Below are 22,566 nucleotides of genomic sequence, written 5' to 3' on the forward strand. Positions count from 1 at the left end.
TCCTCGGCCCCTTGTTCGCCGTCGTCGCCGCTGTCTTCCTCACCGACCTCGGTACCGACTTTGGCACCGACGCCCGGGGCGGCACGGCCGCGGGGCCCCTCACCGCCGCCCCGGGCACCGCGCCGAGCACGACGCTTCCCGCCGGAGTGAAGTGCACCGGCGCCGGCTGCACCGGCCAGGACCCCGAGGCGATGGGGTGCGGCGGCACCTCCGCCACCACCGTCTCCCGGACCCCGTTCGGCGTCGCCGGGCTGCTCGAAGTGCGGCACAGCAGGATCTGCGGCGCCGCCTGGGCCCGGATCGCCGGGTCCGGGCCCGGCGACACCCTGCGCATCACCACCGGCGGCGCCGACACGAGCCAGGACGCCGTCGGCCAGGACGCCACCGTGGGCGCCGACCCCGACGCGTACAGCCCCACGGTCGCCGTCACGCACGCGGCGGACGCGACCGCGTGCGTGACGCGGACGAGCGGCGCGCGGGTGTGCACCGGCGGTCGCTGACCCCGGTCGGGTGGCAGTGAGCCGGACCACAAGGGGGCGGGGGTTGGACGGGTCCCGGGTCGGATAGCCTGACCGCTGGATATCTCTTCACGTCGAGACATCGGGCCGACCGATCGATCGTCGATCAGGAGAGGTGTCCGACACCAGGGGCAGGGACCCCCACCGCCAGCTGTCTTACGGAGATCGCCATGACCCGCACTCCCGTGAATGTCACCGTCACCGGCGCGGCCGGCCAGATCGGCTACGCGCTGCTCTTCCGCATCGCCTCCGGCCACCTGCTCGGCGCGGACGTGCCGGTCAAGCTGCGCCTCCTCGAGATCCCGCAGGGCGTCAAGGCCGCCGAGGGCACCGCCATGGAGCTCGACGACTGCGCCTTCCCGCTGCTCAAGGGCATCGACATCTTCGACGACCCGAACCAGGGCTTCGAAGGCGCGAACGTGGCCCTGCTCGTGGGCGCCCGCCCGCGTACCAAGGGAATGGAGCGCGGTGACCTGCTCGCCGCCAACGGCGGCATCTTCAAGCCGCAGGGCAAGGCCATCAACGACCACGCCGCGGACGACATCAAGGTCCTCGTCGTCGGCAACCCGGCCAACACCAACGCCCTGATCGCCCAGGCGGCGGCCCCGGACGTCCCGGCCGAGCGCTTCACCGCGATGACCCGCCTGGACCACAACCGCGCGCTCTCCCAGCTCGCGGCCAAGACGGGCGCGTCCGTCGAGGACATCAAGCGCCTCACCATCTGGGGCAACCACTCGGCCACCCAGTACCCGGACATCTTCCACGCGGAGATCGCCGGCAAGAACGCCGCCGAGGTCGTCGACGACGAGCAGTGGCTGGCCGACACCTTCATCCCGACCGTCGCCAAGCGCGGCGCCGCGATCATCGAGGCCCGTGGCGCGTCCTCGGCCGCCTCGGCCGCCAACGCCGCCATCGACCACGTCCACACGTGGGTCAACGGCACGGCCGAGGGCGACTGGACCTCCATGGGCATCCCGTCGGACGGCTCCTACGGCGTTCCGGAGGGCCTGATCTCCTCGTTCCCCGTCACCTGCAAGGACGGCAAGTACGAGATCGTCCAGGGCCTGGACGTCAACGAGTTCTCCCGCGCCCGCATCGACGCCTCGGTGCAGGAGCTGGCGGAGGAGCGCGACGCCGTCCGCGAGCTCGGCCTCATCTGAGACCACCGCGTGGCGCGACCGACGGGTTGACGCACCGACGTACCGACGACCGCCCCCGGCCTTCCAGGCCGGGGGCGGTCGTGCGTGAGCCCCCGGCGGCCCCCCGCGGCCCCCGGCGGCCCCCCGGCGGCCCCCCGGCGGCCCCCGGCGGCCCCTCCGCGGTCCCCCGCGGGCCTCGCGGATCTAAGCCCTGGGCGGCAGCCCGTAGCCGCCCTCCAGGTCGGCCGTGACCGGTACGGAGACGGCCCGCACGATCCTCGCCACCGCCGCGAACATCTCCTCGGCCGGGGTCTGTCCGTCCTCGTACCCGAGGGAGGCGGCGATCCCGGCGCTCGGCGTGGCGAGCGTCGGGAATCCCGCCTCCTCGAAGACCCGGGCGGACGCGGCGTCCCAGGGGCCCGGGACGATCAGCGGTGCTCCACCCATCCGCCGGGCGTGCAGGGCGCGCACGGTCCGGGCGGCGGGTGCCTCGGGGGTCGGCCCGGTCAATTCCCGTACTGCCCGGGGGTGTAGTGGCCGGGGGTCATGCGGGTGGTCACGGCGATCCGGTTCCAGGCGTTGATGACGGTGATGGCGCCGATGACCCGCGAGAGCTCCGTCTCGTCGAAGTGGGCTGCGGCCCGCGCGTACACCTCGTCCGGGACGAAGCCGTCGGTCAGGACGGTGACGGACTCGGTCAGGGCGAGGGCGGCGAGCTCGCGTTCGGTGTAGAAGTGACGCGACTCCTCCCACGCGGACAGCTGGACGATCCGCTCGACCGACTCGCCCTCCGCCAGCGCGTCCTTGGTGTGCATGTCGATGCAGAACGCGCAGTGGTTGATCTGCGAGGCCCGGATCTTGATCAGGTGGTAGAGGGTCGGGTCGATGTCCTTCGCCGCGGCCTGTTCGAGCCGGAGCATCGCCCGGTAGAACTCCGGAACCCGCTCGGCGAGGTTGAGGCGGGGGGCGTGCTCGTCGGCGTGGGCGTGGGTGGCGACGTCCTTCGTCGTGGTGGTCATGGCTCTCACCGTACGAGCGCGATGGCGCAGGAGTATGGTCCATTCGCATGGCAGAAGACCGGGCCACTCTCGGGGTCGACCTCCATCTGGACCTGCGCGGATCCGGCCTGCGTACGGGGCTGATGGACGCGCTGCGGGAGGCGGTGCGCAGCGGGCGTCTGAAGGCGGGCGTACGGCTGCCGTCCTCCCGCTCGCTCGCAGCCGACCTGGGGATCGCGCGCAACACCGTCGCCGACGCCTACGCCGAGCTGGTCGCCGAGGGCTGGCTGACCGCACGGCAGGGGTCCGGGACCCGGGTCGCCCCGCGGGCCGTGCCGCGCCGGCAGGTCACGGCGGGCGTCCGTCCCACGACGGCGGCCCGGCGGGAGGCCGCGCGGCCGACGTACGACCTGAAGCCGGGCTCGCCGGACCTCGCGTCCTTTCCGCGCGCCGGATGGCTCAAGGCCTCCCGGCGTGCCCTGACCGCCGCGCCCAACGAGGCCTTCGGGTACGGCGATCCGCGCGGCCGGATCGAACTGCGCACCGTGCTCGCCGAGTACCTCGCCCGGGCGCGGGGCGTCCACGCGCGGCCTGAACGGATCGTCGTCTGTTCGGGGTTCGTGCACGGGCTGATGCTGATGGCGCAGGTGCTGCGGGCGCGGAAGGTGCGGGAGGTGGCGGTCGAGTCGTACGGGCTCGACGTGCACTGGGAGCTGCTGACCGGCGCCGGGCTGAGGCTGCCGGCCCTGCCCTTCGACGAACTCGGCACTCGGACCGAGGAGTTGTCCGGGATGAAGGGTGTGGGGGCGGTGCTGATGACGGCCGCCCACCAGTTCCCCCTGGGCGGGGCGCTCCACCCCGACCGGCGGTCGGCGGCGGTCGACTGGGCGCGGGCCGCGGGCGGGCTCGTCCTGGAGGACGACTACGACGGGGAGTTCCGCTACGACCGGCAGCCCGTGGGCGCGCTCCAGGGCCTCGACCCGGAGCGCGTGGTCTATCTGGGCACCTCCAGCAAGTCCCTGGCGCCCGGGCTGCGGCTGGCGTGGATGGTGCTGCCGGAGAGTCTGGTGGACGAGGTGGTCGCGGCGAAGGGCCGGGTGGACTGGGTGTCCAGCTCGCTGGACCAGCTGACCTTCGCGGAGTTCCTGGGCTCCGGGGCGTACGACCGTCACGTACGGGCGATGCGGCTGCGGTACCGGCGGCGCCGGGACGAGCTGGTGGCGGCGGTGGCCGAACAGTGCCCGAAGACGCGGGTGAGCGGGATCGCGGCGGGTCTCCACGCGGTCCTGGAACTCCCGCCGGGCCAGGAGCGGGAGGTCCTGCGGTCCGCGGCCTGGCAGGGCCTCGCCCTCCACGGCCTCGACCGCTTCCGCCACCCGGACGTCCCGCAGACCCAGGACGGCCTGGTGGTCGGCTACGCAACCCCGCCGGACAGCGCCTGGTCCGGCGCGCTGGCGGCCTTGTGCCGCGTGTTGCCGTGAGGCCGAGGGCCACGAGGAGGGAGCCGACGGCTCCGGTGGCTGGGGGGTTTCTGGCGGGGGAGCGTGACGGCTCGGGTGGCTGTCGGGTTTCTGGCGCGGGAGCCTGGCGGCTCCTGTGGCTGCGGGGCCCTTGGCGCGGAGCCTGACGGCTCCTGTGGCTGGGGGGTTTCTGGCGCGGGAGCCCGGCGGCCCCTGAGGCTGCTGATTCCTCGGCGCCGGAGCCCGGTGGCTCGCGCCGGATCCCGGCGTGAGGCCGCCGTGGCCTCGCCGTGGGCCTGGCAGCCGCGGCCGGGTCACTCAGCGTGCGGCCGGTGCCGGGGGTTCTCCGAAGCGGGCCAGGAGCAGCGCGCCGCCCACCGCCACCGTGAAGCCCAGGATCGCCAGCCATCCGAACCCCTCCCGCGTACGGTCGCCCAGCCAGACCACGCCGACCAGCGCCGGGCCGATCGTCTCGCCGACGACCGCGCCGGCCGTCGCCGTCGTCACCGAGCCGCGCTGGAGCGCGGAGGTCAGCAGGACGTACGCCGCCCCGCCACCCAGGAGCAGCGCGTACACCGCGGGGTTGGCGAGGTCCCAGCTGTCGATCAGCCGGACCGCCACCTCCACCACCCCGAAGCCGAAGCCCGCGCAGAGGCCGAGCGCCAGCGCCCGCCGCCGGCCGGGCAGCCGCCCGGCGGCCGCGCCGAAGCCGAGGACGGCGAACGCCGCCGCGAGCATCGTCCACCGCAGCGCTTCCGACGAGCTCTGCTCGCCCTCCGGGCCCGAGGCGAGGGCGAGCATCACGAGCCCCGCGCAGACCACGGCCACCGCCGCCCACTCCATCCGGTGCAGCCGGACCTTGAGCAGCCAGGAGGCAACCACGGCCGTGACCGCCAGACTCGCGGCGAGCGCCGCCCCCACCACGTAGATCGGCAGCGTCAGCAGGGCGACGACCTGAAGCCCGAAGCCGATGCCGTCGAGCGAGAGTCCGGCCAGATATCGCCACTGCCGCATCACCCGCAGTTGCAGGACCACGTCGACGCCGGCACCCGTTCCGAGCTCCGCCGCCCGTGCGCCGAGTGCCTGCAACACCGACGCCATGCCGAAACAGAGCGAGGAACCCAGAGCGCAGATCATCCCAAAGAGCACGAATGGACTCTAGTGCGAGGCCGCTCCGCCACCGGCCTAAACTGTGCGGTCGCGACCACGGGATGGGGAGGCTGTTTCATGCGCAGGCTGAGGTCGAGCACGGTCGTGCTCGGCGGTATGGGGGTTCTCGCGGCGACCATCACGTCCTGCGGCTCCGAGCCCGACAGGCGGTGTGTCGACCCGCTGACCCGCGAGAAGCTGCCGAGCTACGAGTGCGAGAGCGGCAGCGGCAGCGGCAGTAGCGGCTCCGCCCGCGGCTCGTACTACTACGGCGGCAGCGTCAGCGACAACCGGGTCAGCGGCGGCAGCTTCGACAAGACGGCCGTCGACACCGGCGGCTTCGGCTGCTCCGGTTCCGGTGGCGGCTGAGCGTACCGACGACGGACGGACCGAGCGACATGCGGCGGCACACGATCGACCCCCGGCCGGGGTGGCAGCAGACGGTGGAGGAGCAGGGGCTCGTCTACCCCCTGACCCGCTACCCCGACGGCTCCCTGCGCCCGTACTGGGACGAGAGCGCCTACTACTCCTTCACCCTGCCCGAGGTCGAGGCCCTGGAGGAGGTCGTCGAGGAGCTGCACGCGATGTGTCTCGCGGCGGCCGCCCACATCGTCGAGAAGGATCGTTTCGCCGATCTCGGTGTCACCGACCCCCGGCTCGCCTCGCTCGTCGCCGAGTCCTGGCGCCGGCGCGCTGAACTGCCGTCGCTCTACGGCCGGTTCGACCTCCGGTACGACGGTGCGGGCCCGGCCAAGATGCTGGAGTACAACGCCGACACGCCGACCTCGCTGGTCGAGGCGGCGAGCCCGCAGTGGTTCTGGATGGAGGAGCGCTTCCCCGGCGCCGACCAGTGGAACTCGCTCCACGAGCGGCTCGTCGACGCCTGGAGGCGGCAGGCGAAGCTGCTTCCGCCGGGCAGCCCGGTGCACTTCGTCCACTCCGACGGTGACGAACTCGGCGAGGACCTGATGACGGTCGCGTATCTGCGCGAGACCGCTCAGCAGGCCGGGCTCGACACGGAGGCGCTGTCGGTCGAACAGATCGGCTGGGACCGGCTGTCGGGGCGGTTCGTCGACGACCGGCTGCGGTTCATCCGCAGCTGCTTCAAGCTCTACCCGTGGGAGTGGCTGACGACCGACCGCTTCGGCCCGTACGTGCTCGACACCCTCGACAACGGCGGCGGTACGGGCACGACGTGCTGGATCGAGCCGGCCTGGAAGATGCTGCTCTCCAACAAGGCCCTCCTCGCGATCCTCTGGGAGCTCTACCCGGGCCATCCGAACCTGCTGCCGGCCTACCTCGACGGCCCGCGCGAACTCGCCGCGACCGGCGGCTACGTCGCCAAGCCGCTCCTCGGCCGCGAGGGCGCGGGCGTCACCGTCCACGAGCCGGGCGCGGCGCCGGTCGTACGCGACGAACCCTGCTGCTACCAGGGGTTGGCCCCGCTCCCGGACTTCGAGGGCAACCGCGTCGTGCTCGGCGCGTGGGTCGTCGAGGACGAGGCGGCGGGGCTCGGCATCCGGGAGTCGGCGGGCCTGATCACGGACGAGTACGCCCGCTTCCTGCCGCACGTCATTCTGTGACGTACTCCCTGAGCGGTGCGGGCCTCAGGCCGGCGGCCTCGGCGGCGGCCAGGGCGCGGGGCAGATCCTGCTCCAGTGTCTCGTTGAAGTGCAGCAGGACGATGTCGCCGGCCCTGAGCGTCGGCGTCGGCGGGGTCCACTGACCCCAGGTGGTGAGGTCGTACGTCCAGGTCACCACGGCCTTCGCCCCGCAGGCCCGGGCGGTGGTACGGGTGGTCTCGTCGTACGTCCCGTAGGGCGGGCGCAGGAGGCGGGGCCCGTCGCCGAACTCGGCGAGGTGCCGCTCACGCGCCCCGCAGACCTCCGCCTTCTGCCCGGCCGCGTCGAGCGTCGTCAGGTCCGGGTGGTCGACGGTGTGGTTCTCGACGCGGGAGCGACCCTGGTCGAGCAGGCTGTGGAAGTAGCCGGAGTGGTACGAGTAGGCGCCCGGGAGCAGGAAGAGCGAGGCGGGCACCCGGCGGTCCAGGAGGAGCTTCGCGGCCGCCGGGTCGTGGAGCCAGCCGTCGTCGATGGTGATGAAGACGACCGGGTCGGCGGTCTCGACGCGGGAGACGACGGGGACCGGCTCGGGCCAGGCCGCCTCGGGGGCGGCGTGCACCGGGCCTCCGCTCGCGCCGAGCAGCGCGAGCGGGACGAGGGCGGCGACGGCGGCGGCACGCAGCGCGCGGCGGGGTCTCGGCATGGCCGCATCATTGGCCTAGACCAACTCCGCTGTCAATGCCCCGAGTTGTCCCCACCGCCCCTGCGACGGCCACGGCCACCGCCCCTGCGACGGCCACGGCCACCGCCCCTGCGACGGCCACGGCCACCGCCCCTGCGACGGCCACGGCCACTGCGACGGCCACGACCACCGCCACGGCGACGGGCACGGCCACCGCGACCGCAGCCGCCACCGCCCTCAAGCGGACCGGATCACTCCGAGAGAACCGCCCGCAGCTGCTCCAGACCCCAGTCGAGATCCTCCTTGCCGATCACCAGCGGAGGCGCGATTCGGATCGTCGAACCGTGCGTGTCCTTCGCCAACACCCCCCGCTTCATCAGCCTCTCGGAGATCTCCCGGCCCGTGCCCTTCGACGGCGCGATGTCCACCCCGGCCCACAGGCCGCGCCCGCGCACCGCCTCCACCGCGCCCCCGCCCACGAGCAACCGCAGTTCCGCGTGCAGATGCTCGCCCAGCTCCGCCGCCCGCTGCTGGTACTCGCCCGTCCGCAGCATCGCGATCACCTCCAGGGCCACCGCGCAGGCCAGCGGGTTCCCGCCGAACGTCGACCCGTGCTCACCCGGCCGGAACACCCCGAGCACATCCCGGTCCGCGACCACCGCCGAGACCGGGACGACCCCGCCGCCCAGCGCCTTGCCCAGCACGTACACGTCCGGCACCACACCCTCGTGCTCGCACGCGAACGTCCGCCCGGTCCGGCCGAGGCCCGACTGGATCTCGTCCGCGATGAAGAGCACGTTCCGCTCACGGGTCAACTCCCGCACCCCGCGCAGATACCCGGCCGGCGGGACGAGCACCCCGGCCTCGCCCTGGATCGGCTCGAGGAGCACCGCCACCGTGTGCGCGGTGACCGCCCGCTCCATCGCCGTCAGATCGCCGTACGGGACGATCTCGAACCCCGGCGTGTACGGGCCGTAGTGGTCGCGGGCCTCGTGGTCCGTGGAGAAGCTGACGATCGTCGTCGTCCGGCCGTGGAAGTTGTTCGCCGCGACCACGATCTTCGCGTGCCCGTCCGGCACGCCCTTCACCTCGTACCCCCACTTCCGGGCGGTCTTCACGGCCGTCTCGACGGCCTCCGCGCCTGTGTTCATGGGCAGGACCATCTCCTTGCCGCACAGCTCCGCGAGCCGTGTGCAGAACTCCGCGAACCGGTCGTGGTGGAACGCCCGCGACGTGAGCGTCACCCGCTCCAGCTGCGCCCGCGCGGCGTCGATCAGCCTCCGGTTGCCGTGCCCGAAGTTGAGCGCCGAGTACCCGGCGAGCATGTCGAGGTAGCGGCGTCCCTCGACGTCGGTCATCCAGGCCCCGTCCGCCGAGGCGACGACGACGGGAAGGGGGTGGTAGTTGTGCGCGCTGTGCGCCTCCGCGGAAGCGATCGCGTCTTGCGTACTCGACACGGGATCTCCGTTCGTCCTGCGGGCCAGGGGGCGTGTGTGGCTCCCTTTCCTATCGTCGCTCGGATGCCGGACGAAGAAACCTCTGCGACGGCGCGCCCGCTACTCTGGAAACACGCACGGCGACTGGCGTACGGGGAATCGACCCTGGGGGAGCCGTGCGCGGCAGACCACACGAGATGCCGCCCGCCTGGGCATCTTCGGGACCGAACATCCCGTGTGGTGCCGCCCAGCAGGACTGAGCCGTGCCCCGGGATCCACCGAACGCCCGGAGGAACCGCCATGACCGTCACCCCGCAGGCCGCCGATCTCGCCGCCCGCCACCCCGCCCTGGCCGCCGCCGACCCCGAACTCGCCGCGCTCGTCGGCGCCGAGGAGCTGCTTCAGGCCGAGACCCTTCGGCTGATCCCCAGCGAGAACTACGTCTCCCGGGCCGTGCTCGAAGCCTCCGGGACCGTCCTGCAGAACAAGTACAGCGAGGGCTACCCCGGCCGCCGGTACTACGAGGGCCAGCAGAACATCGACCAGGTCGAGACCCTCGCCGTCGAGCGCGCCAAGGCCGTCTTCGGCGTCGACCACGCCAATGTGCAGCCCTACTCCGGCTCGCCCGCCAACCTCGCCGTCTACCTCGCCTTCGCCGAGCCCGGCGACACCGTGATGGGCATGGCCCTGCCGATGGGCGGCCACCTCACCCACGGCTGGGGCGTCTCCGCCACCGGCAGGTGGTTCCGCGGCGTGCAGTACGGCGTACGCCAGGACAACGGGCTCGTCGACCTCGACCAGGTCCGCGAGCTCGCCCTCAAGGAGCGGCCGAAGCTGATCTTCTGCGGTGGCACGGCGCTGCCCCGCACGATCGACTTCGCCGCCTTCGCGGAGATCGCCCGCGAGGCCGGGTCCGTGCTCGTCGCCGACATCGCCCACATCGCCGGCCTGATCGCGGGCGGCGCACACCCCTCACCGGTCCCGCACGCCGACGTCATCTCGACCACCACCCACAAGACCCTGCGCGGCCCGCGCGGTGCCATGCTGATGTCCCGCGAGGAGCACGCCAAGGCCCTCGACAAGGCCGTCTTCCCCGGCCTCCAGGGCGGCCCGCACAACCAGACCACCGCCGCCATCGCCGTCGCCCTGCGCGAGGCCGCCCAGCCCTCCTTCCGCGACTACGCCCACGCGGTCGTCGCCAACGCCAAGGCCCTCGCCGAGGCGCTCCTCGCGCGCGGCTTCGACCTGGTCTCCGGCGGCACCGACAACCACCTGATCCTGATGGACCTCACTCCCAAGGAGGTCCCCGGCAAGGTCGCCGCCAAGGCCCTCGACCGCGCCGGGATCGTCGTCAACTACAACACCGTCCCCTACGACACCCGGAAGCCCTTCGATCCCTCCGGCATCCGCATCGGCACCCCCTCCCTCACCTCCCGCGGCCTCGGGACCGCGCACATGGAGCTGGTCGCCGACTGGATCGACCGCGGCGTCGCCGCCGCCGGCTCGGGCGACGAGGACGTGCTGCGCACGATCCGCGCCGAGGTCGCCGAACTGATGGCGGCCTTCCCGGCCCCGGGCCTCCCGGCCTGAGCCATCACCGGGCGGGCGCCCGGCCGCAGGCCCTGCGGGGCCCCGAGCAGGCCGCCCGTCCGGGCGCGGCCCCGCCGCCCGCACTGTGTTCCTCGTCTCATCGACCACGATCCGCAGCAGCCGGGGCCGGAACGCCGCCCCTCCTCGGACCGCCTCAGCGACCGGTACGCCTTGAGGAACGCCTGCCGCACGACGTCCTCCGCCTCCGCGCCCGCGCCGCACCGCACGCCGCCGCCCTCAGCGCGCCCGACGTGTGCGTGCGAGCCAGCGCCGCGTACGCCTCCGAGCGGATCGGTTCCCGGCCCGGGATCAGTTCGTTCCGGCACCTGAGAGAATGTGGGGCATGGCCTCTGACAGTCCCCGTGTGCTCTCCGGAATCCAGCCCACCGCAGGCTCGTTCCACCTCGGCAACTACCTCGGTGCCGTGCGCCAGTGGGTCGCCCTGCAGGAGTCCCACGACGCCTTCTACATGGTGGTGGACCTGCACGCGATCACGGTCCCGCAGGATCCCGCGGAACTCCGTGCCAACACCCGGCTCGCCGCCGCGCAGCTGCTCGCCGCCGGCCTCGACCCCGAGCGGTGCACGCTCTTCGTGCAGAGCCACGTCCCCGAGCACGCGCAGCTCGGCTGGGTCATGAACTGCCTCACCGGCTTCGGCGAGGCCTCCCGCATGACGCAGTTCAAGGACAAGTCCGCCAAGCAGGGCGCCGACCGGGCCACCGTCGGCCTGTTCACGTACCCGATCCTCCAGGTCGCCGACATCCTGCTCTACCAGGCCAACCAGGTCCCGGTGGGAGAGGACCAGCGCCAGCACATCGAGCTGACCCGCGACCTCGCGGAGCGCTTCAACGGCCGCTTCGGCGAGACGTTCACGATCCCGGCGCCGTACATCCTCAAGGAGACGGCGAAGATCTACGACCTGCAGGACCCGGCGATCAAGATGAGCAAGTCGGCGTCGACGCCGAAGGGCCTGATCAACCTCCTCGACGAGCCGAAGACGACCGCGAAGAAGGTCAAGAGCGCCGTCACCGACACGGAGACGGTCATCCGCTTCGACCCGGAGACCAAGGCCGGCGTCTCCAACCTGCTCACGATCATGTCCACGCTCACCGGGACGAGCATCCCCGACCTGGAGAAGAGCTACGAGGGCAAGATGTACGGAGCGCTGAAGACCGACCTGGCGGAGGTCATGGTGGACTTCGTCACGCCGTTCCGGTCCCGTACGCAGGAATATCTGGACGACCCGGAGACGCTGGACGCGGTCCTGGCCAAGGGCGCGGAGAAGGCCCGCGCGGTCGCCGCGGAGACGCTGGCGCAGACGTACGAGCGGATGGGCTTCCTGCCCGCGAAGCACTGAGTCCAAGGACTCTGGCCTCAGAGGTGGTGCAGGCCGCACACTGGCGGCTGCACCACCATCGCCCCGATATGACACGACTATGGAGGAGAACGACGTGGGGACCGTAACGCTCGGCGTTTCGATCGCGGTCCCGGAGCCCTACGGCAGCCTGCTCCAGGAGCGGCGCGCGGGCTTCGGGGATCCCGCCGCGCATGGCATCCCCACGCACGTCACCCTCGTGCCGCCGACCGAGGTGGACGAGGCGCGGCTGCCCGCGATCCAGGCACATCTCGCCGAGGTCGCCGCGGGCGTCCGCTCCTTCCCCGTGCGCCTCAGCGGCACGGGAACGTTTCGCCCGCTCTCCCCGGTCGTCTACGTGACGCTCGCCGAGGGCGTCTCCGCCTGCACCTGGCTCCAGGAGCGGGTACGGGACGAGTCCGGGCCGCTCGTGCGTGAGCTGCAGTTCCCGTACCACCCGCACGTCACCGTCGCGCACGGCATCGCCGAGGAGGCGATGGACCGCGCCTACGCCGAGCTGGCCGACTTCGAGGCCGCGTGGACCTGCTCCTCCTTCGCCCTGTACGAGCAGGGCGCGGACGGGGTGTGGCGCAAGCTCCGGGTGTACGAGTTCGGCGACGCGCGCCCCGTCACCGCCGTCCCGGCCCAGGCCGGCGCGCCGGTCGACCAACCGTCCCCGACGGCGGGCTGACCCGGCCCGCCGCCCGCGCGCGCTGCCGGTGTCAGACCGGCAGCCGACGGAACAACGGCCTCGGCACATGCCGGAGCGCCGACATCACCATCCGCAGCGCCCCCGGTACCCACACCGTCTCCGAGCGCCGCCGCAGCCCCAGCTCGATCGCCGTCGCGACCACCTCCGGCGTGGTCGCCAGCGGGGCCTCGTCGAGCCCCGCGGTCATCCGTGACCGTACGAAGCCGGGGCGTACGACCATCACATGCACCCCGGTCCCGTGCAGCGCGTCCCCGAGCCCCTGGGCGAACGCGTCGAGGCCGGCCTTGGACGAGCCGTAGATGAAGTTCGCGCGGCGGGCGCGCTCACCGGCCACCGACGACAGCACCACCAGCGAGCCGTGCCCCTGCGCCTGCAGCGCGCCCGCGCAGATCAGCCCCGCCGAGACGGCGCCCGTGTAGTTGGTCTGGGCGACCCGGACGGCGGCGAGCGGATCGGCCTCGTCGTGCGCCTGGTCGCCGAGGATCCCGAAGGCGAGCAGCACCATGTCGATGTCGCCCTCGGTGAAGATCTTGCCGAGCCGCTCCTCGTGCGACGTGGTGTCGAGCGCGTCGAACGGCACCGTCCGCACCTCCGCGCCGAGCGCCCGCAGCGAGTCCGCGGCGGCCGTCAGGGCGGGCGAGGGGCGCCCGGCGAGCCACACCGTGCGGGTACGGCGGGCGATCAGCCGGCGGGCCGTGGCGAGCCCGATCTCGGAGGTGCCGCCGAGCAGGAGCAGGGACTGCGGGGCGCCGAAGGCATCCTTCATGACGATCAAACTCCTCGGAGAGTGCGATACGGAGGGCGGTTCGGAGGGCGATGGGAAGGGGGGCTCGGAGGGCGATTCAGAGGGCGAGGCGACGGGAGAGGTCGGACGTGAAGACGGAGCGCGGGTCGAGCGTGGCCCGCAGCGCGCGGAAGTCGGCGAGCCTCGGGTACATCGCGTCCAGCAGTTCCGGCCGCAGCCGGGAGTCCTTCGCGAGGTAGACCCGGCCGCCCGCGTCCGCCACCTCCTCGTCGAGTTCGTCGAGGAAGGCGCCGAGACCGGAGAGCCGGGTCGGGATGTCGAGCGCGAGCGTCCAGCCGGGCGCGGGGAACGAGAGCCAGCCCGGGTCGCCCGTGCCGAAGCGCTTGAGCACGGCGAGGAACGACGGACAGCCGCGGCGCGCGATCCGCTTCACGATCCGGCGCAGTGTCTCCTCGTGTCCATGGCCGACGACGAACTGGTACTGGACGAATCCGCCGCGCCCGTAGATCCGGTTCCAGTGCGGAACGCCGTCCAGGGGGTGGAAGAACGTGGACATCCGCTGGAGCTCCCCGGTGCGGCAGCGGGGCGCCCTGCGGTACCAGAGTTCGTTGAAGAGACCGACGGCCGTGCGGCCGAGCAGCCCCTCGGGGACGAGCGCCGGGGCGGCGGGCAGGTGGCCCGGGCGGAAGGCGAGGGGTGCGCGGCGGGCGCGGCGGTCGCTCACGGGGATCGCGTCGAACGGGGCGTGGTCGCCGCGGGTGAGGACGGACCGGCCGGTGGCGGCGCCGCGCGCGAGGAGGTCGATCCAGGCGACCGAGTAGCGGTAGCGGTGATCGCCGGCGCTGAGCCGGGCCATCAGCTCGTCGAGGTCCGCGGCACGTTCGGTGTCGACGGACATGAGGGAGGTCTCGACGGGGAGCAGCCGGAGGGTCGCGCAGAGGATCACGCCCGTCAGGCCCATGCCTCCGGCCGTGGCGTCGAAGAGGTCCGTGCCGGGGAGGACGGTGCGGATCTCCCCGTCGGCGGTGAGGAGTTCGAGGGCGGAGACATGACGGCTGAAGGAGCCGGAGACGTGGTGGTTCTTGCCGTGGATGTCGGCGCCGATCGCACCACCGACCGTGACGTACCGGGTTCCGGGGGTGACGGGGACGAACCAGCCGAGCGGAAGCAGTACCTCCATCAGACGGTGCAGGCTGACACCGGCGTCGCAGACGACCGTGCCGTCGACGGCGTCGACCGAGCGGATCCGGTCGAGGCCGGTCATGTCGAGGACGGAGCCGCCCGCGTTCTGCGCGGCGTCGCCGTAGGCGCGGCCGAGGCCGCGCGCGATGGAGCCGCGGGCACCGCAGGCGCGGACGGCTTCGGATGCCTCCTCGTACGTCCGGGGGCGGTGCACGCGCGCGAGGGTGGGAGCGGTGCGACCCCAGCCGGTGAGGGGCTCGTCGTCGGTGTGGGCAGCCATGAAGGCGACCGTATCGCCCGATCTAAGCGTTATGACTGGTTTGCTCTCAGTTCGACGAAATGGGTGATTAAAGGAGTGTCAGGAAAGATTGCCGTGCGGTGGCCGGGCCGCCGGGTCAGAGTCACCCCTGGGTCGATGGAGGAGCCCGTCGAGAACCGGGGAGGCGGAGCCGATGCGAAACGCGGACTGGGCCGGGGCCGAGAGGAGTCTGCTGGCCGTCCTGCGCGGCTGCGGGCGCCGCGCGCCCGTGGCCACGGCCGCCCGCGCGCTGTCCTTCGGCGGCGAGCACGGCGCCCTCTGGCTCGCCGCCGGCCTCGTCGGCGCCGGGCTTGACCGGGACAGGCGATCCGGCTGGCTGCGCGGTACGGTCCTGGTCGCGGGCGCGCACCTGGCGAGCATGGGCGTCAAGCGGGTGGTCCGGCGGCCACGGCCGGGGACGGCGGAGTACGAGCCCCTGGTCCGTACGGCGGGCCGGCACTCCTTCCCCAGCTCCCACGCCACGTCCGCCGCCGCGGCCCCCCGCACCGCTGGGACCGGCCGTGCTGCCGGGGGCGGTCGCGCTGCCGGGACCCCCCGCACCGCCGCGGCCCCCCGCGCCGCTGGTGCCGGGCGTGCTGCCGGGGGCGGTCGTGCCGCCGGGGCCGGCCGTGCTGCCGGTGCCCGCCGTGCCGCCGGGGCCCGCCATGCCGCTGGTGCCGGGCGTGCTGCCGGGGCCGGGCGTGCTGCCAGGGGCGGTCGCGTCGCCGGTGCCCGCCGTGCCGCCGGGGCCCGTCGCGCTGGCGGGGGCCGCTCTCCGTGCGACCGCACGGGCCGCCGTACGCGCGCGTGGAGCCCGTGTTCGCCGGGCCCGCGCGGCCACCTTCGCCGTGTTCACCGGTGGACGCCGTGGCTGAGCACGCCACCGGCGGCGCCGTGCTCGACCAGCCCGTCGCCGTACGAGACCGCCGGCGCGGGCACGGACGCCGGCGGGCGTACGCGGTGGGCGCCGGGCTCGTCAGGACCGCGCGGCCCCGGCAGTGGGTCAAGAACGTGCTCGTCCTCGCCGCGCCCGTCGCCGCCGGGCAGCTCGTCGCCTGGCACACGGCCGCCCGACTCGCCCTGGTCTTCGCCCTGTTCACGGCCGCCGCGTCCGCCGTCTACCTCGTCAACGACGCCCGCGACGCGGCCGCCGACCGCGCCCACCCCGTGAAGTGCCGCCGCCCGGTGGCCGCCGGCCTCGTCCCCGTACCCCTCGCGTACGCCACCGGCTCCCTCCTCGGCGTGGGGGCCGCCGTCGCGAGCGCGGTCCTGTGCAACCCCATGACCGCCGCGCTCCTCATCGCGTACCTCGTCATGCAGATCGCGTACTGCCTGCGCCTCAAACACGTCCTCGTCGTCGACCTCGCCGTCGTCACCACCGGCTTCCTGATGCGGGCCATGGCCGGCGGGGTCGCGCTCGGGATCCCGCTCTCCCGCTGGTTCCTCATCACCACCGGTTTCGGCGCGCTCTTCGTGGTCGCCGCCAAACGCTACTCCGAGGGCGTCCAGATGGAGGACGCGCACGGCGCGACCCGCGCGCTGCTCACCCGGTACACGACCGGATACCTACGCTTCGTCTGGCAGCTGGCGGCCGGGGTCGCCGTTCTCGGCTACTGTCTCTGGGCCCTGGAGAGCGGCGGTGTCGCCACCGGCAGCCTGCTCCCCTGGCGCCAGCTCTCCATGATCGCCTTCATCCTCGCCGTCCTGCGCTACGCCGTCTTCGCCGACCGCGGCTCCGCCGGCGCCCCCGAGGACGTCGTCCTGCGCGACCGCCCGCTCGCGGTCATCGGCCTGGTCTGGGCGGCGATGTACGGCGTGGCGGTCGCGGATCTGTGAGGTCGCCGGAAGCACGCCGTATCGGCACGAGATCAAAGGGTACGCGTACGACATGGACTGGCTGAGCAAGCTCCCCGTCATCGGCCCCTGGGTCACCCGGCTCATGAAGACGCACGCCTGGCGTTCGTACGAGACCCTCGACGCCGCTCACTGGGCCCGGCTCGCCGCCGCCATCACCTTCATCAGTTTCCTGGCGCTGTTCCCCCTGATCGCCGTCGCCGCGGCGGTCGGTGCCGCGCTGCTCAGCCAGGAGCAGCTCGACAGGATCGAGGACAAGATCACCGACCAGGTCCCCGGCATCTCCGACCAGCTGAACATCGGCGGGCTCGTGGACAACGCGGGCACGATCGGCCTCGTCGCCGGCGCCCTGCTGCTCTTCACGGGCATCGGGTGGATCGGCTCGATGCGGGACTGTCTGCGCGCGGTGTGGGGGATCGACGACCAGGACGAGGGCAATCCCGTCGTACGCAAGGGCAAGGACGCGCTCGTCCTGCTCGGGCTCGGAGCGGTCGGGCTCTGCTCGCTCGCCGCGTCCTGGCTCGGCTCCACCGCCGTCGGCTGGTCCGCCGACCGGGTGGGGATCTCCGGCGAAGGGGCCACCGGGATCCTGCTCCAGGCGGCCTCCGTCGCCGTCGCCGCCGTGGCGGGCTTCCTCATCCTGCTGTACCTGCTGACGCTGCTCCCCGGCGTCCACCCGCCGCGCCGCCGCCTGGTGGTGGCGGCGGTGATCGGAGCGATCGGCTTCGAGCTGCTGAAACTGCTGATCGGCGGCTACATGCGGGAGGTCGCGGGGAAGTCGATGTACGGCGCGTTCGGTGTGCCGGTCGCGCTGCTTCTCTGGATCAACTTCTCCGCGAAGCTCCTGCTGTTCTGCGCCGCCTGGACGGCTACGGGGTCACGGTCCGATCCGGACCACCCGGAGCTTCCCGAGGGCCGGGACCCTGAGCCGGGTCAGGACCCTTCGAGCCGTCAGGACCCTGAACCGCGTCAGGACCCTCCGCGCCGTCAGGACCCTGAACCGCGTCAGGACCCTCCGCGCCGTCAGGACCCTGAACCGCGTCAGGACCCTCCGCGCCGTCGGTCCGAGGGCGGCGGCGGACCAGCTCCGGCAGCGGCCAGCGACGGTTGACGAGGAAGACGGCGCCCGCGAGCAGCACCAGCAGGCCGCCGACGATCGCGAGCGCGGTCCCGACGCCACCGACCCTCCCCCCGGCGGCGGCCTGCTGCGCGGTGTCCGAGTCCGGGGCGTTCTTGCCGGGCGCCGGGGACGAGCCGTCGCTCTCGGTTCCCGGGTTCGTCACGGCGGACTTCGGCGGGACCAGCTCGCCCACCGGCTGTACCTTGCCGGCCGCGGCGAAGCCCCAGTCGAGGAGCCGGGCGGTCTCCTTGTAGACCGCGTGCTGCTCCTTGGACGACGGGTTCAGCACCGTCACGAGCAGGACTTTGCCATTACGCTCCGCAACGCCGGTGAAGGTGGAGCCGGCATGCGTGGTGTTGCCGTTCTTGACGCCGGCGATGCCCTGGTACGGCGCGACGCCCAGGTCGCCGGTCAGCAGCCGGTTCGTGTTCTGGATCTCGAAGGTCTCGCGCTTCTTCCCCGGCTTCTCCTCACCCGGGAAGGCGGCGCGGGCGGTCGCGGCGTACTCCCGGAAGTCCGCGTTCTGCATGCCGCTGCGCGCGATCAGCGTCAGGTCGTACGCGGACGAGACCTGGCCCGGGGCGTCGTAGCCGTCCGGCGACACCACATGGGTGTCGAGGGCCTGGAGCTCGTCGGCGCGGTCGTTCATGTCCTGCACGGTCTTCGCGATGCCGTTGTTCATCGAGGAGAGCACGCGCACGGCGTCGTTGCCCGAGCGAAGGAAGACACCGAGCCAGAGATCGTGGACGGTGTAGGTCTGCTTCTCCTTGATCCCGACGAGGCTCGATCCCGCGCCGAGGCCGGCCAGGTCCTGGGGCGTGACGGTGTGCGTCGTCGTCCGGGGGAACTTGGGCAGCACCGTGTCCGCGAAGAGCATCTTGAGCGTGGAGGCCGGGGCGAGGGGCCAGTGGGCGTTGTGCGAGGCGAGCACATGACCCGTCTCCGCGTCCGCGACGATCCACGACCGCGCGCTCAGCTCCATGGGCAGTACCGGCGCTCCGGGCCCGAGCCGCACCTGCGTACCGGGCACACCGAGCAGCGACCCGCCGACCGACGACATCTTGGCGGGCGGCTTGGGCTGCTTCTCCTCCTTGTTGTCCGCGGTGTCCGCGTGGGCGGGAGCGGCGGTGAGGAGCGGAAGCAGCGCAGCAGCAATGACCGCCCAAGCGGTCTTCTTCGAAGCAGACACGATCGAAAACGTACAGGCACGGCCCAACGATCCGAACCCCGCCGGGCGGTTCGCCCGGACACCACCACTCGGGTGCCCAGGACGCCCCGGAGACGAGGTGCCCGGGGCGGGTGGTGATACTGAGGGTATGAAGCTCAGCCGTCCCGTCTCCTGGTTCCTGCTCGCCTTCGGGGTGTGGAGCTGGTTCATCTGGGTCACTTTCGTCAAGAACCTGTGGAACGACGGGAGCGGTCTCGCCTTCGACGACGCGGGCGAACCGACGGCCTACTTCTGGGTTCATCTGCTGCTCGCCCTCACGTCCTTTGCTCTGGGGACGGTGGTCGGCGCGATCGGGTTGCGTGGAGTGCGCGCGTTGCGACGCGAGCACGGATAGGGGTTGGGGCGCGTGCTCGTCTTTCTGCTCGTGTTCGTCGTGATCCTCGGCCTCCTGGCGGCGGTTCACAGGTACGTGTGGCAGCGCCTGGTGCGCGATGTCACCGCGCGGGGGAGCGTGGCGCGGCGGCTGGGGACCGTGGCGGCGTTCGTGCTGCCCGCGCTGTCGATCTCCGCCCTGGTCTCCGCACGGGCCGGCGCCCCCTTCTGGCTCCAGCAGGTCGTGGCCTGGCCCGGCTACCTGTGGCTGGCCGTTCTGCTGTACCTGACCCTCGCCCTGGTGGTCGGGGAGGCCGTACGCCCGTTGCTGCGGCGTGCCCTTGAGCGCCGGGCGGCCGCCCCGAGCCCTTCTCCGGCCCCCGCGCAGGCTCCCGCCCCCACCCCCGCCACGGTCCCGCCCTCCGCTCCCGCCGCCACGGCCCCCGCCGCCCCCGCCGCTCCTGCCGAGAGCGACGAGTCCCCCGCCTCCGCCGAGAGCGGCGAGGCCGCGGGCGTCGCCGATTCCACCGCCGTCTCGCGGCGGCTCTTCGTCTCGCGTGTCGTCGGCGGGGCCGCCGCTGCCGCCGCCGTGGGGACCGTCGGCCACGGCACGTACGGCGTGCTGCGCGGGCCGCGCGTCAAGCGGGTGACCGTACCGCTGGCCAAGGTGCCGCGGGCCGCGCACGGGTACCGCATCGCCGTCGTCTCCGACGTCCACATCGGGCCGGTCCTGGGCCGCGCCCACACGCAGCGCATCGTGGACGCCGTCAACCGCGCCCAGCCCGACCTGATCGCCGTCGTCGGCGACCTCGTCGACGGCAGCGTCGAGAACCTCGGCCCCGCCGCCGAGCCCCTCGCGCAGCTCAGGGCCCGGCACGGCTCCTTCTTCGTGACCGGCAACCACGAGTACTTCTCCGGCGCCGACGCATGGGTCGACCATGTCCGCGAACTCGGCCTGCGGCCGCTGCGCAACGCACGCCAGGAGATCGCGGCCGGATTCGACCTCGCGGGGGTCGACGACATCGCCGGCGAGAGCGAGGGCCAGGGCCCGGACTTCGCCGCCGCCCTCGGTGACCGCGACCGCGCCAGGGCCGCCGTGCTCCTCGCGCACCAGCCGGTCGTCATCCACGACGCCGTACGCCACGGCGTCGACCTCCAGCTCTCCGGCCACACCCACGGCGGTCAGCTCTGGCCCGGCAACTACCTCGCCGAGCTCGCCAACCCGACCGTCGCCGGTCTGGAGCGGTACGGCGACACCCAGCTCTACGTCTCGCGCGGTGCGGGCGCCTGGGGCCCTCCGGTCCGCGTCGGCGCGCCCTCCGACATCACCATCGTGGAGCTGGCCTCCCTGCAGGCATGAAACAGGCCTCCCGGCAGGCATAGAAGGCTATGTCCGGCATAGCGGGATGGTGTAGCGGAATGGGTCACTCATCGCACTGGGGTCGATACATGCCGTTGAGTCCCCCGAAGTCGCTCATCGCGGACATATACCTGCACTGTGAAGGTTTACTCTTCCACTTGTGAAATCCGTGTGATTGGGTGACGCCATCGCGGCATGGCTCGGTGCCGCCGCGCCAGGGGTGGGCTCGAAAAAAGGAAGCACGGCAATGCGGTCGAAGGTCCGTCTGCGGATCCTCATCACTTGTGGAGTTCTGGTGGCCGCGGGGGTGGGAGGCTGGCAACTGCTGCCTTCCGACGACGTCCGGACCGACCCGATCACGGTCGGCACCACGGACGAGGTCACCTCGCTCGACCCGGCCGGAGCGTACGACGCAGGCTCGTGGGCGATGTACAGCAACGTCTACCAGTCGCTGCTCTCCTTCAAGCCCGGGTTCGTCACGCCGGTCCCCGACGCCGCCGAGAACTGCAAGTTCGTCGGCACCCGGCTCATGACGTACGAGTGCGAGCTCCGGGACGGCCTGACCTTCGCCGGCGGCCGCAAGGTGACGGGCGAGGACGTCAAGTACTCCTTCGAGCGCATGCTGAACATCAAGGCGGACGTCGGTCCGGCGCCGCTCTTCGCGACCCTGAAGAACGTCGTGGCCGACGGCCAGAAGGTCACCTTCCACCTGACGGGCCGGGACGCGACCTTCCCCCTGAAGCTCGCCACGGGTGCCGGTTCGATCGTCGACCGTGACCAGTACCCGGCCACGCGGCTGCGCGAGGGCACCACGGTCCAGGGCACGGGGCCGTACGTCCTCAAGGAGTACAAGCCCGGCGAGAGCGCGCGCCTGGAGCCGAACCCGAACTACCGGGGCGCGGTGGAGAAGCGCGGCGGAACGGTCGTCGTGAAGTACTTCACGGAGTCCGAGCAGCTCGCCGACGCCTGGGAGAGCAAGCAGGTCGACATCGCGCACCGGCAGATGCCGCCGGAGTTCCTCTCGACGGTGAAGGACGGCAAGGACACCGCCCGGATCACCGAGGCGCAGACGGCCGAGATCCGCAATCTCTACTTCAACGTGAAGCCCGGCTCGCCGATGGCGGAGAAGGCGGTCCGGCAGGCCGTCGCCGCGGTGATCGACCGTCCGGCGATCGTCACCGGCGCCTACCACGGCACGGTCGAGCCCCTGTACTCCCTCATTCCGCAGGGCTTCAACGGCCACAGCACCTCGTTCTTCGACACGTATCCCGAGCCGTCCAAGAAGAAGGCGAAGAGCCTGCTGGAGGACGCGGACGTCGAGACGCCGGTGAGCTTCACCCTCGGCTACCGCAAGGACGCCACGTACGGCGCCGAGGCGGCCGAGCTGAAGCGGCAGCTGGAGGCGAGCGGCCTGTTCGAGGTGGATCTGGTCGAGGCGGAGTGGAAGGAGTTCCAGCAGGGGTACGTGAAGGGCGACTACGACGCCTACCCCGTCGGCTGGCTCCCCGACTTCCCCGACTCCGACAGCTTCACCGCCCCGCTGGTCGGCACGGACAACGCGATGCACAGCGGCTTCGGCAGCAAGAAGATCGACTCGCTGATCTCGGCGACGCAGCAGTACAGCGACCGGGCGGCGGCTGCCAACGACTTCGAGGACATCCAGGCCGAGGTCGCCAAGGACGTCCCGCTGATCCCGCTCTGGCAGAAGAAGGACTACGTCCTGGCGACCACCGAGGTCGCCGGCTCGCAGTACCTGACCGACGGCACCGGCATCTGGCGCCTCTGGGAGCTCAGCTGGATCTGACGGGCATGGGCTCAGGTGCCGGCGGTTCGGTCCCTCGGGGCCTGAGCCGCCGGCACCGGTCCG

20 protein-coding genes, 2 pseudogenes and 1 riboswitch are annotated in these 22,566 nt (G+C 72.4%); of the genes and pseudogenes, 14 read left to right on the forward strand and 8 right to left on the reverse strand.

Annotated elements, in window-relative coordinates:
- On the forward strand, positions 1-500 hold a 500-nt coding region (locus tag ACFUJR_RS05175), incomplete at its 5' end, for a DUF2690 domain-containing protein (RefSeq protein ID WP_383450227.1).
- A gap of 188 nt (positions 501-688) precedes the next feature.
- Complete coding sequence (locus ACFUJR_RS05180) at positions 689-1,678, forward strand: malate dehydrogenase (protein WP_383181569.1); 990 nt, start codon at positions 689-691, stop codon at positions 1,676-1,678.
- Positions 1,679-1,867: 189 nt separating this feature from the next.
- On the opposite strand, the pseudogene ACFUJR_RS05185 reads toward ACFUJR_RS05180, so the two are convergent.
- Together ACFUJR_RS05185 and ACFUJR_RS05190 are read right to left on the reverse strand one after the other, a co-directional pair.
- Positions 1,868-2,104 (reverse strand): annotated as a pseudogene (locus tag ACFUJR_RS05185) (isocitrate lyase/phosphoenolpyruvate mutase family protein); the annotation flags it as partial.
- Positions 2,105-2,163: 59 nt separating this feature from the next.
- Positions 2,164-2,676, reverse strand: a complete 513-nt coding sequence (locus ACFUJR_RS05190; RefSeq protein ID WP_383163309.1) for a carboxymuconolactone decarboxylase family protein — start codon at positions 2,674-2,676, stop codon at positions 2,164-2,166.
- Positions 2,677-2,723: 47 nt separating this feature from the next.
- Here ACFUJR_RS05190 and ACFUJR_RS05195 point away from each other — a divergent pair, with 47 nt between their 5' ends.
- On the forward strand, positions 2,724-4,136 hold the full coding sequence (locus ACFUJR_RS05195) for a PLP-dependent aminotransferase family protein (RefSeq protein ID WP_383163308.1): 1,413 nt from the start codon (positions 2,724-2,726) through the stop codon (positions 4,134-4,136).
- Between the two features lie 297 nt (positions 4,137-4,433).
- Here ACFUJR_RS05195 and ACFUJR_RS05200 read toward each other — a convergent pair whose 3' ends face one another.
- Positions 4,434-5,252 (reverse strand): hypothetical protein, encoded by an 819-nt coding sequence (locus ACFUJR_RS05200; protein WP_383163321.1) that lies wholly within the window; start codon positions 5,250-5,252, stop codon positions 4,434-4,436.
- A 90-nt stretch (positions 5,253-5,342) separates the two neighbouring features.
- Here ACFUJR_RS05200 and ACFUJR_RS05205 point away from each other — a divergent pair, with 90 nt between their 5' ends.
- Entirely contained in the window at positions 5,343-5,633 is a 291-nt protein-coding gene (locus tag ACFUJR_RS05205) for a hypothetical protein (protein WP_383163306.1), read from the forward strand.
- A 29-nt stretch (positions 5,634-5,662) separates the two neighbouring features.
- Complete coding sequence (locus ACFUJR_RS05210; RefSeq protein WP_383163304.1) at positions 5,663-6,847, forward strand: glutathionylspermidine synthase family protein; 1,185 nt, start codon at positions 5,663-5,665, stop codon at positions 6,845-6,847.
- Here ACFUJR_RS05210 and ACFUJR_RS05215 read toward each other — a convergent pair.
- The gene (locus ACFUJR_RS05215) at positions 6,837-7,529 is read right to left on the reverse strand and encodes a polysaccharide deacetylase family protein (protein WP_383163302.1); all 693 of its coding nucleotides are present in this window, start codon (positions 7,527-7,529) and stop codon (positions 6,837-6,839) included. The two genes, ACFUJR_RS05210 and ACFUJR_RS05215, sit on opposite strands and share 11 nt — an antisense overlap.
- A gap of 230 nt (positions 7,530-7,759) precedes the next feature.
- A complete protein-coding gene (gene rocD, locus ACFUJR_RS05220) occupies positions 7,760-8,965 on the reverse strand; it encodes an ornithine--oxo-acid transaminase (RefSeq protein ID WP_383163298.1) in 1,206 nt (401 codons plus the stop codon).
- A gap of 109 nt (positions 8,966-9,074) precedes the next feature.
- Positions 9,075-9,165: riboswitch (ZMP/ZTP riboswitch) on the forward strand.
- 79 nt (positions 9,166-9,244) lie between these two features.
- On the opposite strand from rocD, the gene glyA reads away from it, so the two are divergent.
- The 3 genes from glyA (at position 9,245) to ACFUJR_RS05235 (ending at position 12,579) form a co-directional block, all read left to right on the forward strand.
- Entirely contained in the window at positions 9,245-10,534 is a 1,290-nt protein-coding gene (gene glyA, locus ACFUJR_RS05225; protein ID WP_383163297.1) for a serine hydroxymethyltransferase, read from the forward strand.
- Between the two features lie 343 nt (positions 10,535-10,877).
- Positions 10,878-11,891: a tryptophan--tRNA ligase gene (gene trpS, locus ACFUJR_RS05230; protein WP_383163295.1), complete on the forward strand. Its 1,014-nt coding sequence runs from the start codon at positions 10,878-10,880 to the stop codon at positions 11,889-11,891.
- A 94-nt stretch (positions 11,892-11,985) separates the two neighbouring features.
- Positions 11,986-12,579 carry a 2'-5' RNA ligase family protein gene (locus ACFUJR_RS05235; protein ID WP_383163293.1) on the forward strand — a complete coding sequence of 198 codons (594 nt, stop codon included), beginning with the start codon at positions 11,986-11,988 and terminating at the stop codon, positions 12,577-12,579.
- Between the two features lie 31 nt (positions 12,580-12,610).
- Here ACFUJR_RS05235 and ACFUJR_RS05240 read toward each other — a convergent pair whose 3' ends face one another.
- Complete coding sequence (locus ACFUJR_RS05240; protein ID WP_383163291.1) at positions 12,611-13,366, reverse strand: decaprenylphospho-beta-D-erythro-pentofuranosid-2-ulose 2-reductase; 756 nt, start codon at positions 13,364-13,366, stop codon at positions 12,611-12,613.
- Between the two features lie 76 nt (positions 13,367-13,442).
- The gene (locus ACFUJR_RS05245) at positions 13,443-14,807 is read right to left on the reverse strand and encodes an FAD-binding protein (protein ID WP_383163289.1); all 1,365 of its coding nucleotides are present in this window, start codon (positions 14,805-14,807) and stop codon (positions 13,443-13,445) included.
- A 539-nt stretch (positions 14,808-15,346) separates the two neighbouring features.
- Between ACFUJR_RS05245 and ACFUJR_RS05250 the strand changes: the two genes are divergently transcribed.
- From ACFUJR_RS05250 to ACFUJR_RS05260, 3 genes are read left to right on the forward strand one after another with little or no spacing between them, the layout of a single operon-like run.
- A complete protein-coding gene (locus ACFUJR_RS05250) occupies positions 15,347-15,700 on the forward strand; it encodes a hypothetical protein (protein ID WP_383450229.1) in 354 nt (117 codons plus the stop codon).
- Positions 15,693-16,661 carry a decaprenyl-phosphate phosphoribosyltransferase gene (locus ACFUJR_RS05255; protein WP_383163287.1) on the forward strand — a complete coding sequence of 323 codons (969 nt, stop codon included), beginning with the start codon at positions 15,693-15,695 and terminating at the stop codon, positions 16,659-16,661. The genes ACFUJR_RS05250 and ACFUJR_RS05255 overlap by 8 nt, the downstream gene beginning before the upstream one ends.
- A 52-nt stretch (positions 16,662-16,713) precedes the next feature.
- The gene (locus ACFUJR_RS05260; RefSeq protein ID WP_383163286.1) at positions 16,714-17,790 is read left to right on the forward strand and encodes a YhjD/YihY/BrkB family envelope integrity protein; all 1,077 of its coding nucleotides are present in this window, start codon (positions 16,714-16,716) and stop codon (positions 17,788-17,790) included.
- A 346-nt stretch (positions 17,791-18,136) separates the two neighbouring features.
- Here ACFUJR_RS05260 and ACFUJR_RS05265 read toward each other — a convergent pair.
- Positions 18,137-19,177 (reverse strand): annotated as a pseudogene (locus ACFUJR_RS05265) (D-alanyl-D-alanine carboxypeptidase); the annotation flags it as partial.
- Between ACFUJR_RS05265 and ACFUJR_RS05270 the strand changes: the two are divergent.
- The 3 genes from ACFUJR_RS05270 (at position 19,116) to ACFUJR_RS05280 (ending at position 22,503) form a co-directional block, all read left to right on the forward strand.
- Positions 19,116-19,361: an SCO4848 family membrane protein gene (locus ACFUJR_RS05270; RefSeq protein WP_383163284.1), complete on the forward strand. Its 246-nt coding sequence runs from the start codon at positions 19,116-19,118 to the stop codon at positions 19,359-19,361. The pseudogene ACFUJR_RS05265 and the gene ACFUJR_RS05270 overlap by 62 nt on opposite strands.
- 12 nt (positions 19,362-19,373) lie before the next feature.
- Positions 19,374-20,699 (forward strand): metallophosphoesterase, encoded by a 1,326-nt coding sequence (locus tag ACFUJR_RS05275; protein WP_383163282.1) that lies wholly within the window; start codon positions 19,374-19,376, stop codon positions 20,697-20,699.
- Between the two features lie 247 nt (positions 20,700-20,946).
- Positions 20,947-22,503 carry an ABC transporter substrate-binding protein gene (locus ACFUJR_RS05280; protein ID WP_383163281.1) on the forward strand — a complete coding sequence of 519 codons (1,557 nt, stop codon included), beginning with the start codon at positions 20,947-20,949 and terminating at the stop codon, positions 22,501-22,503.
- The last annotated feature ends 63 nt before the right edge of the window (positions 22,504-22,566 follow it).

It is taken from the genome of Streptomyces sp. NPDC057271 (assembly GCF_042668715.1).
Taxonomy (GTDB): domain Bacteria; phylum Actinomycetota; class Actinomycetes; order Streptomycetales; family Streptomycetaceae; genus Streptomyces.

Excerpts from the sequence above, each read along its gene's own strand:
- ACFUJR_RS05180 (WP_383181569.1), top strand. The coding sequence starts at position 689 with ATGACCCGCACTCCCGTGAATGTCACCGTCACCGGCGCGGCCGGCCAG.
- ACFUJR_RS05190 (WP_383163309.1), bottom strand. The coding sequence starts at position 2,676 with ATGACCACCACGACGAAGGACGTCGCCACCCACGCCCACGCCGACGAG.
- ACFUJR_RS05195 (WP_383163308.1), top strand. The coding sequence starts at position 2,724 with ATGGCAGAAGACCGGGCCACTCTCGGGGTCGACCTCCATCTGGACCTG.
- ACFUJR_RS05200 (WP_383163321.1), bottom strand. The coding sequence starts at position 5,252 with ATGATCTGCGCTCTGGGTTCCTCGCTCTGTTTCGGCATGGCGTCGGTG.
- ACFUJR_RS05205 (WP_383163306.1), top strand. The coding sequence starts at position 5,343 with ATGCGCAGGCTGAGGTCGAGCACGGTCGTGCTCGGCGGTATGGGGGTT.
- ACFUJR_RS05210 (WP_383163304.1), top strand. The coding sequence starts at position 5,663 with ATGCGGCGGCACACGATCGACCCCCGGCCGGGGTGGCAGCAGACGGTG.
- ACFUJR_RS05215 (WP_383163302.1), bottom strand. The coding sequence starts at position 7,529 with ATGCCGAGACCCCGCCGCGCGCTGCGTGCCGCCGCCGTCGCCGCCCTC.
- glyA (WP_383163297.1), top strand. The coding sequence starts at position 9,245 with ATGACCGTCACCCCGCAGGCCGCCGATCTCGCCGCCCGCCACCCCGCC.
- trpS (WP_383163295.1), top strand. The coding sequence starts at position 10,878 with ATGGCCTCTGACAGTCCCCGTGTGCTCTCCGGAATCCAGCCCACCGCA.
- ACFUJR_RS05240 (WP_383163291.1), bottom strand. The coding sequence starts at position 13,366 with ATGAAGGATGCCTTCGGCGCCCCGCAGTCCCTGCTCCTGCTCGGCGGC.
- ACFUJR_RS05245 (WP_383163289.1), bottom strand. The coding sequence starts at position 14,807 with ATGGCTGCCCACACCGACGACGAGCCCCTCACCGGCTGGGGTCGCACC.
- ACFUJR_RS05260 (WP_383163286.1), top strand. The coding sequence starts at position 16,714 with ATGGACTGGCTGAGCAAGCTCCCCGTCATCGGCCCCTGGGTCACCCGG.
- ACFUJR_RS05270 (WP_383163284.1), top strand. The coding sequence starts at position 19,116 with ATGAAGCTCAGCCGTCCCGTCTCCTGGTTCCTGCTCGCCTTCGGGGTG.
- ACFUJR_RS05280 (WP_383163281.1), top strand. The coding sequence starts at position 20,947 with ATGCGGTCGAAGGTCCGTCTGCGGATCCTCATCACTTGTGGAGTTCTG.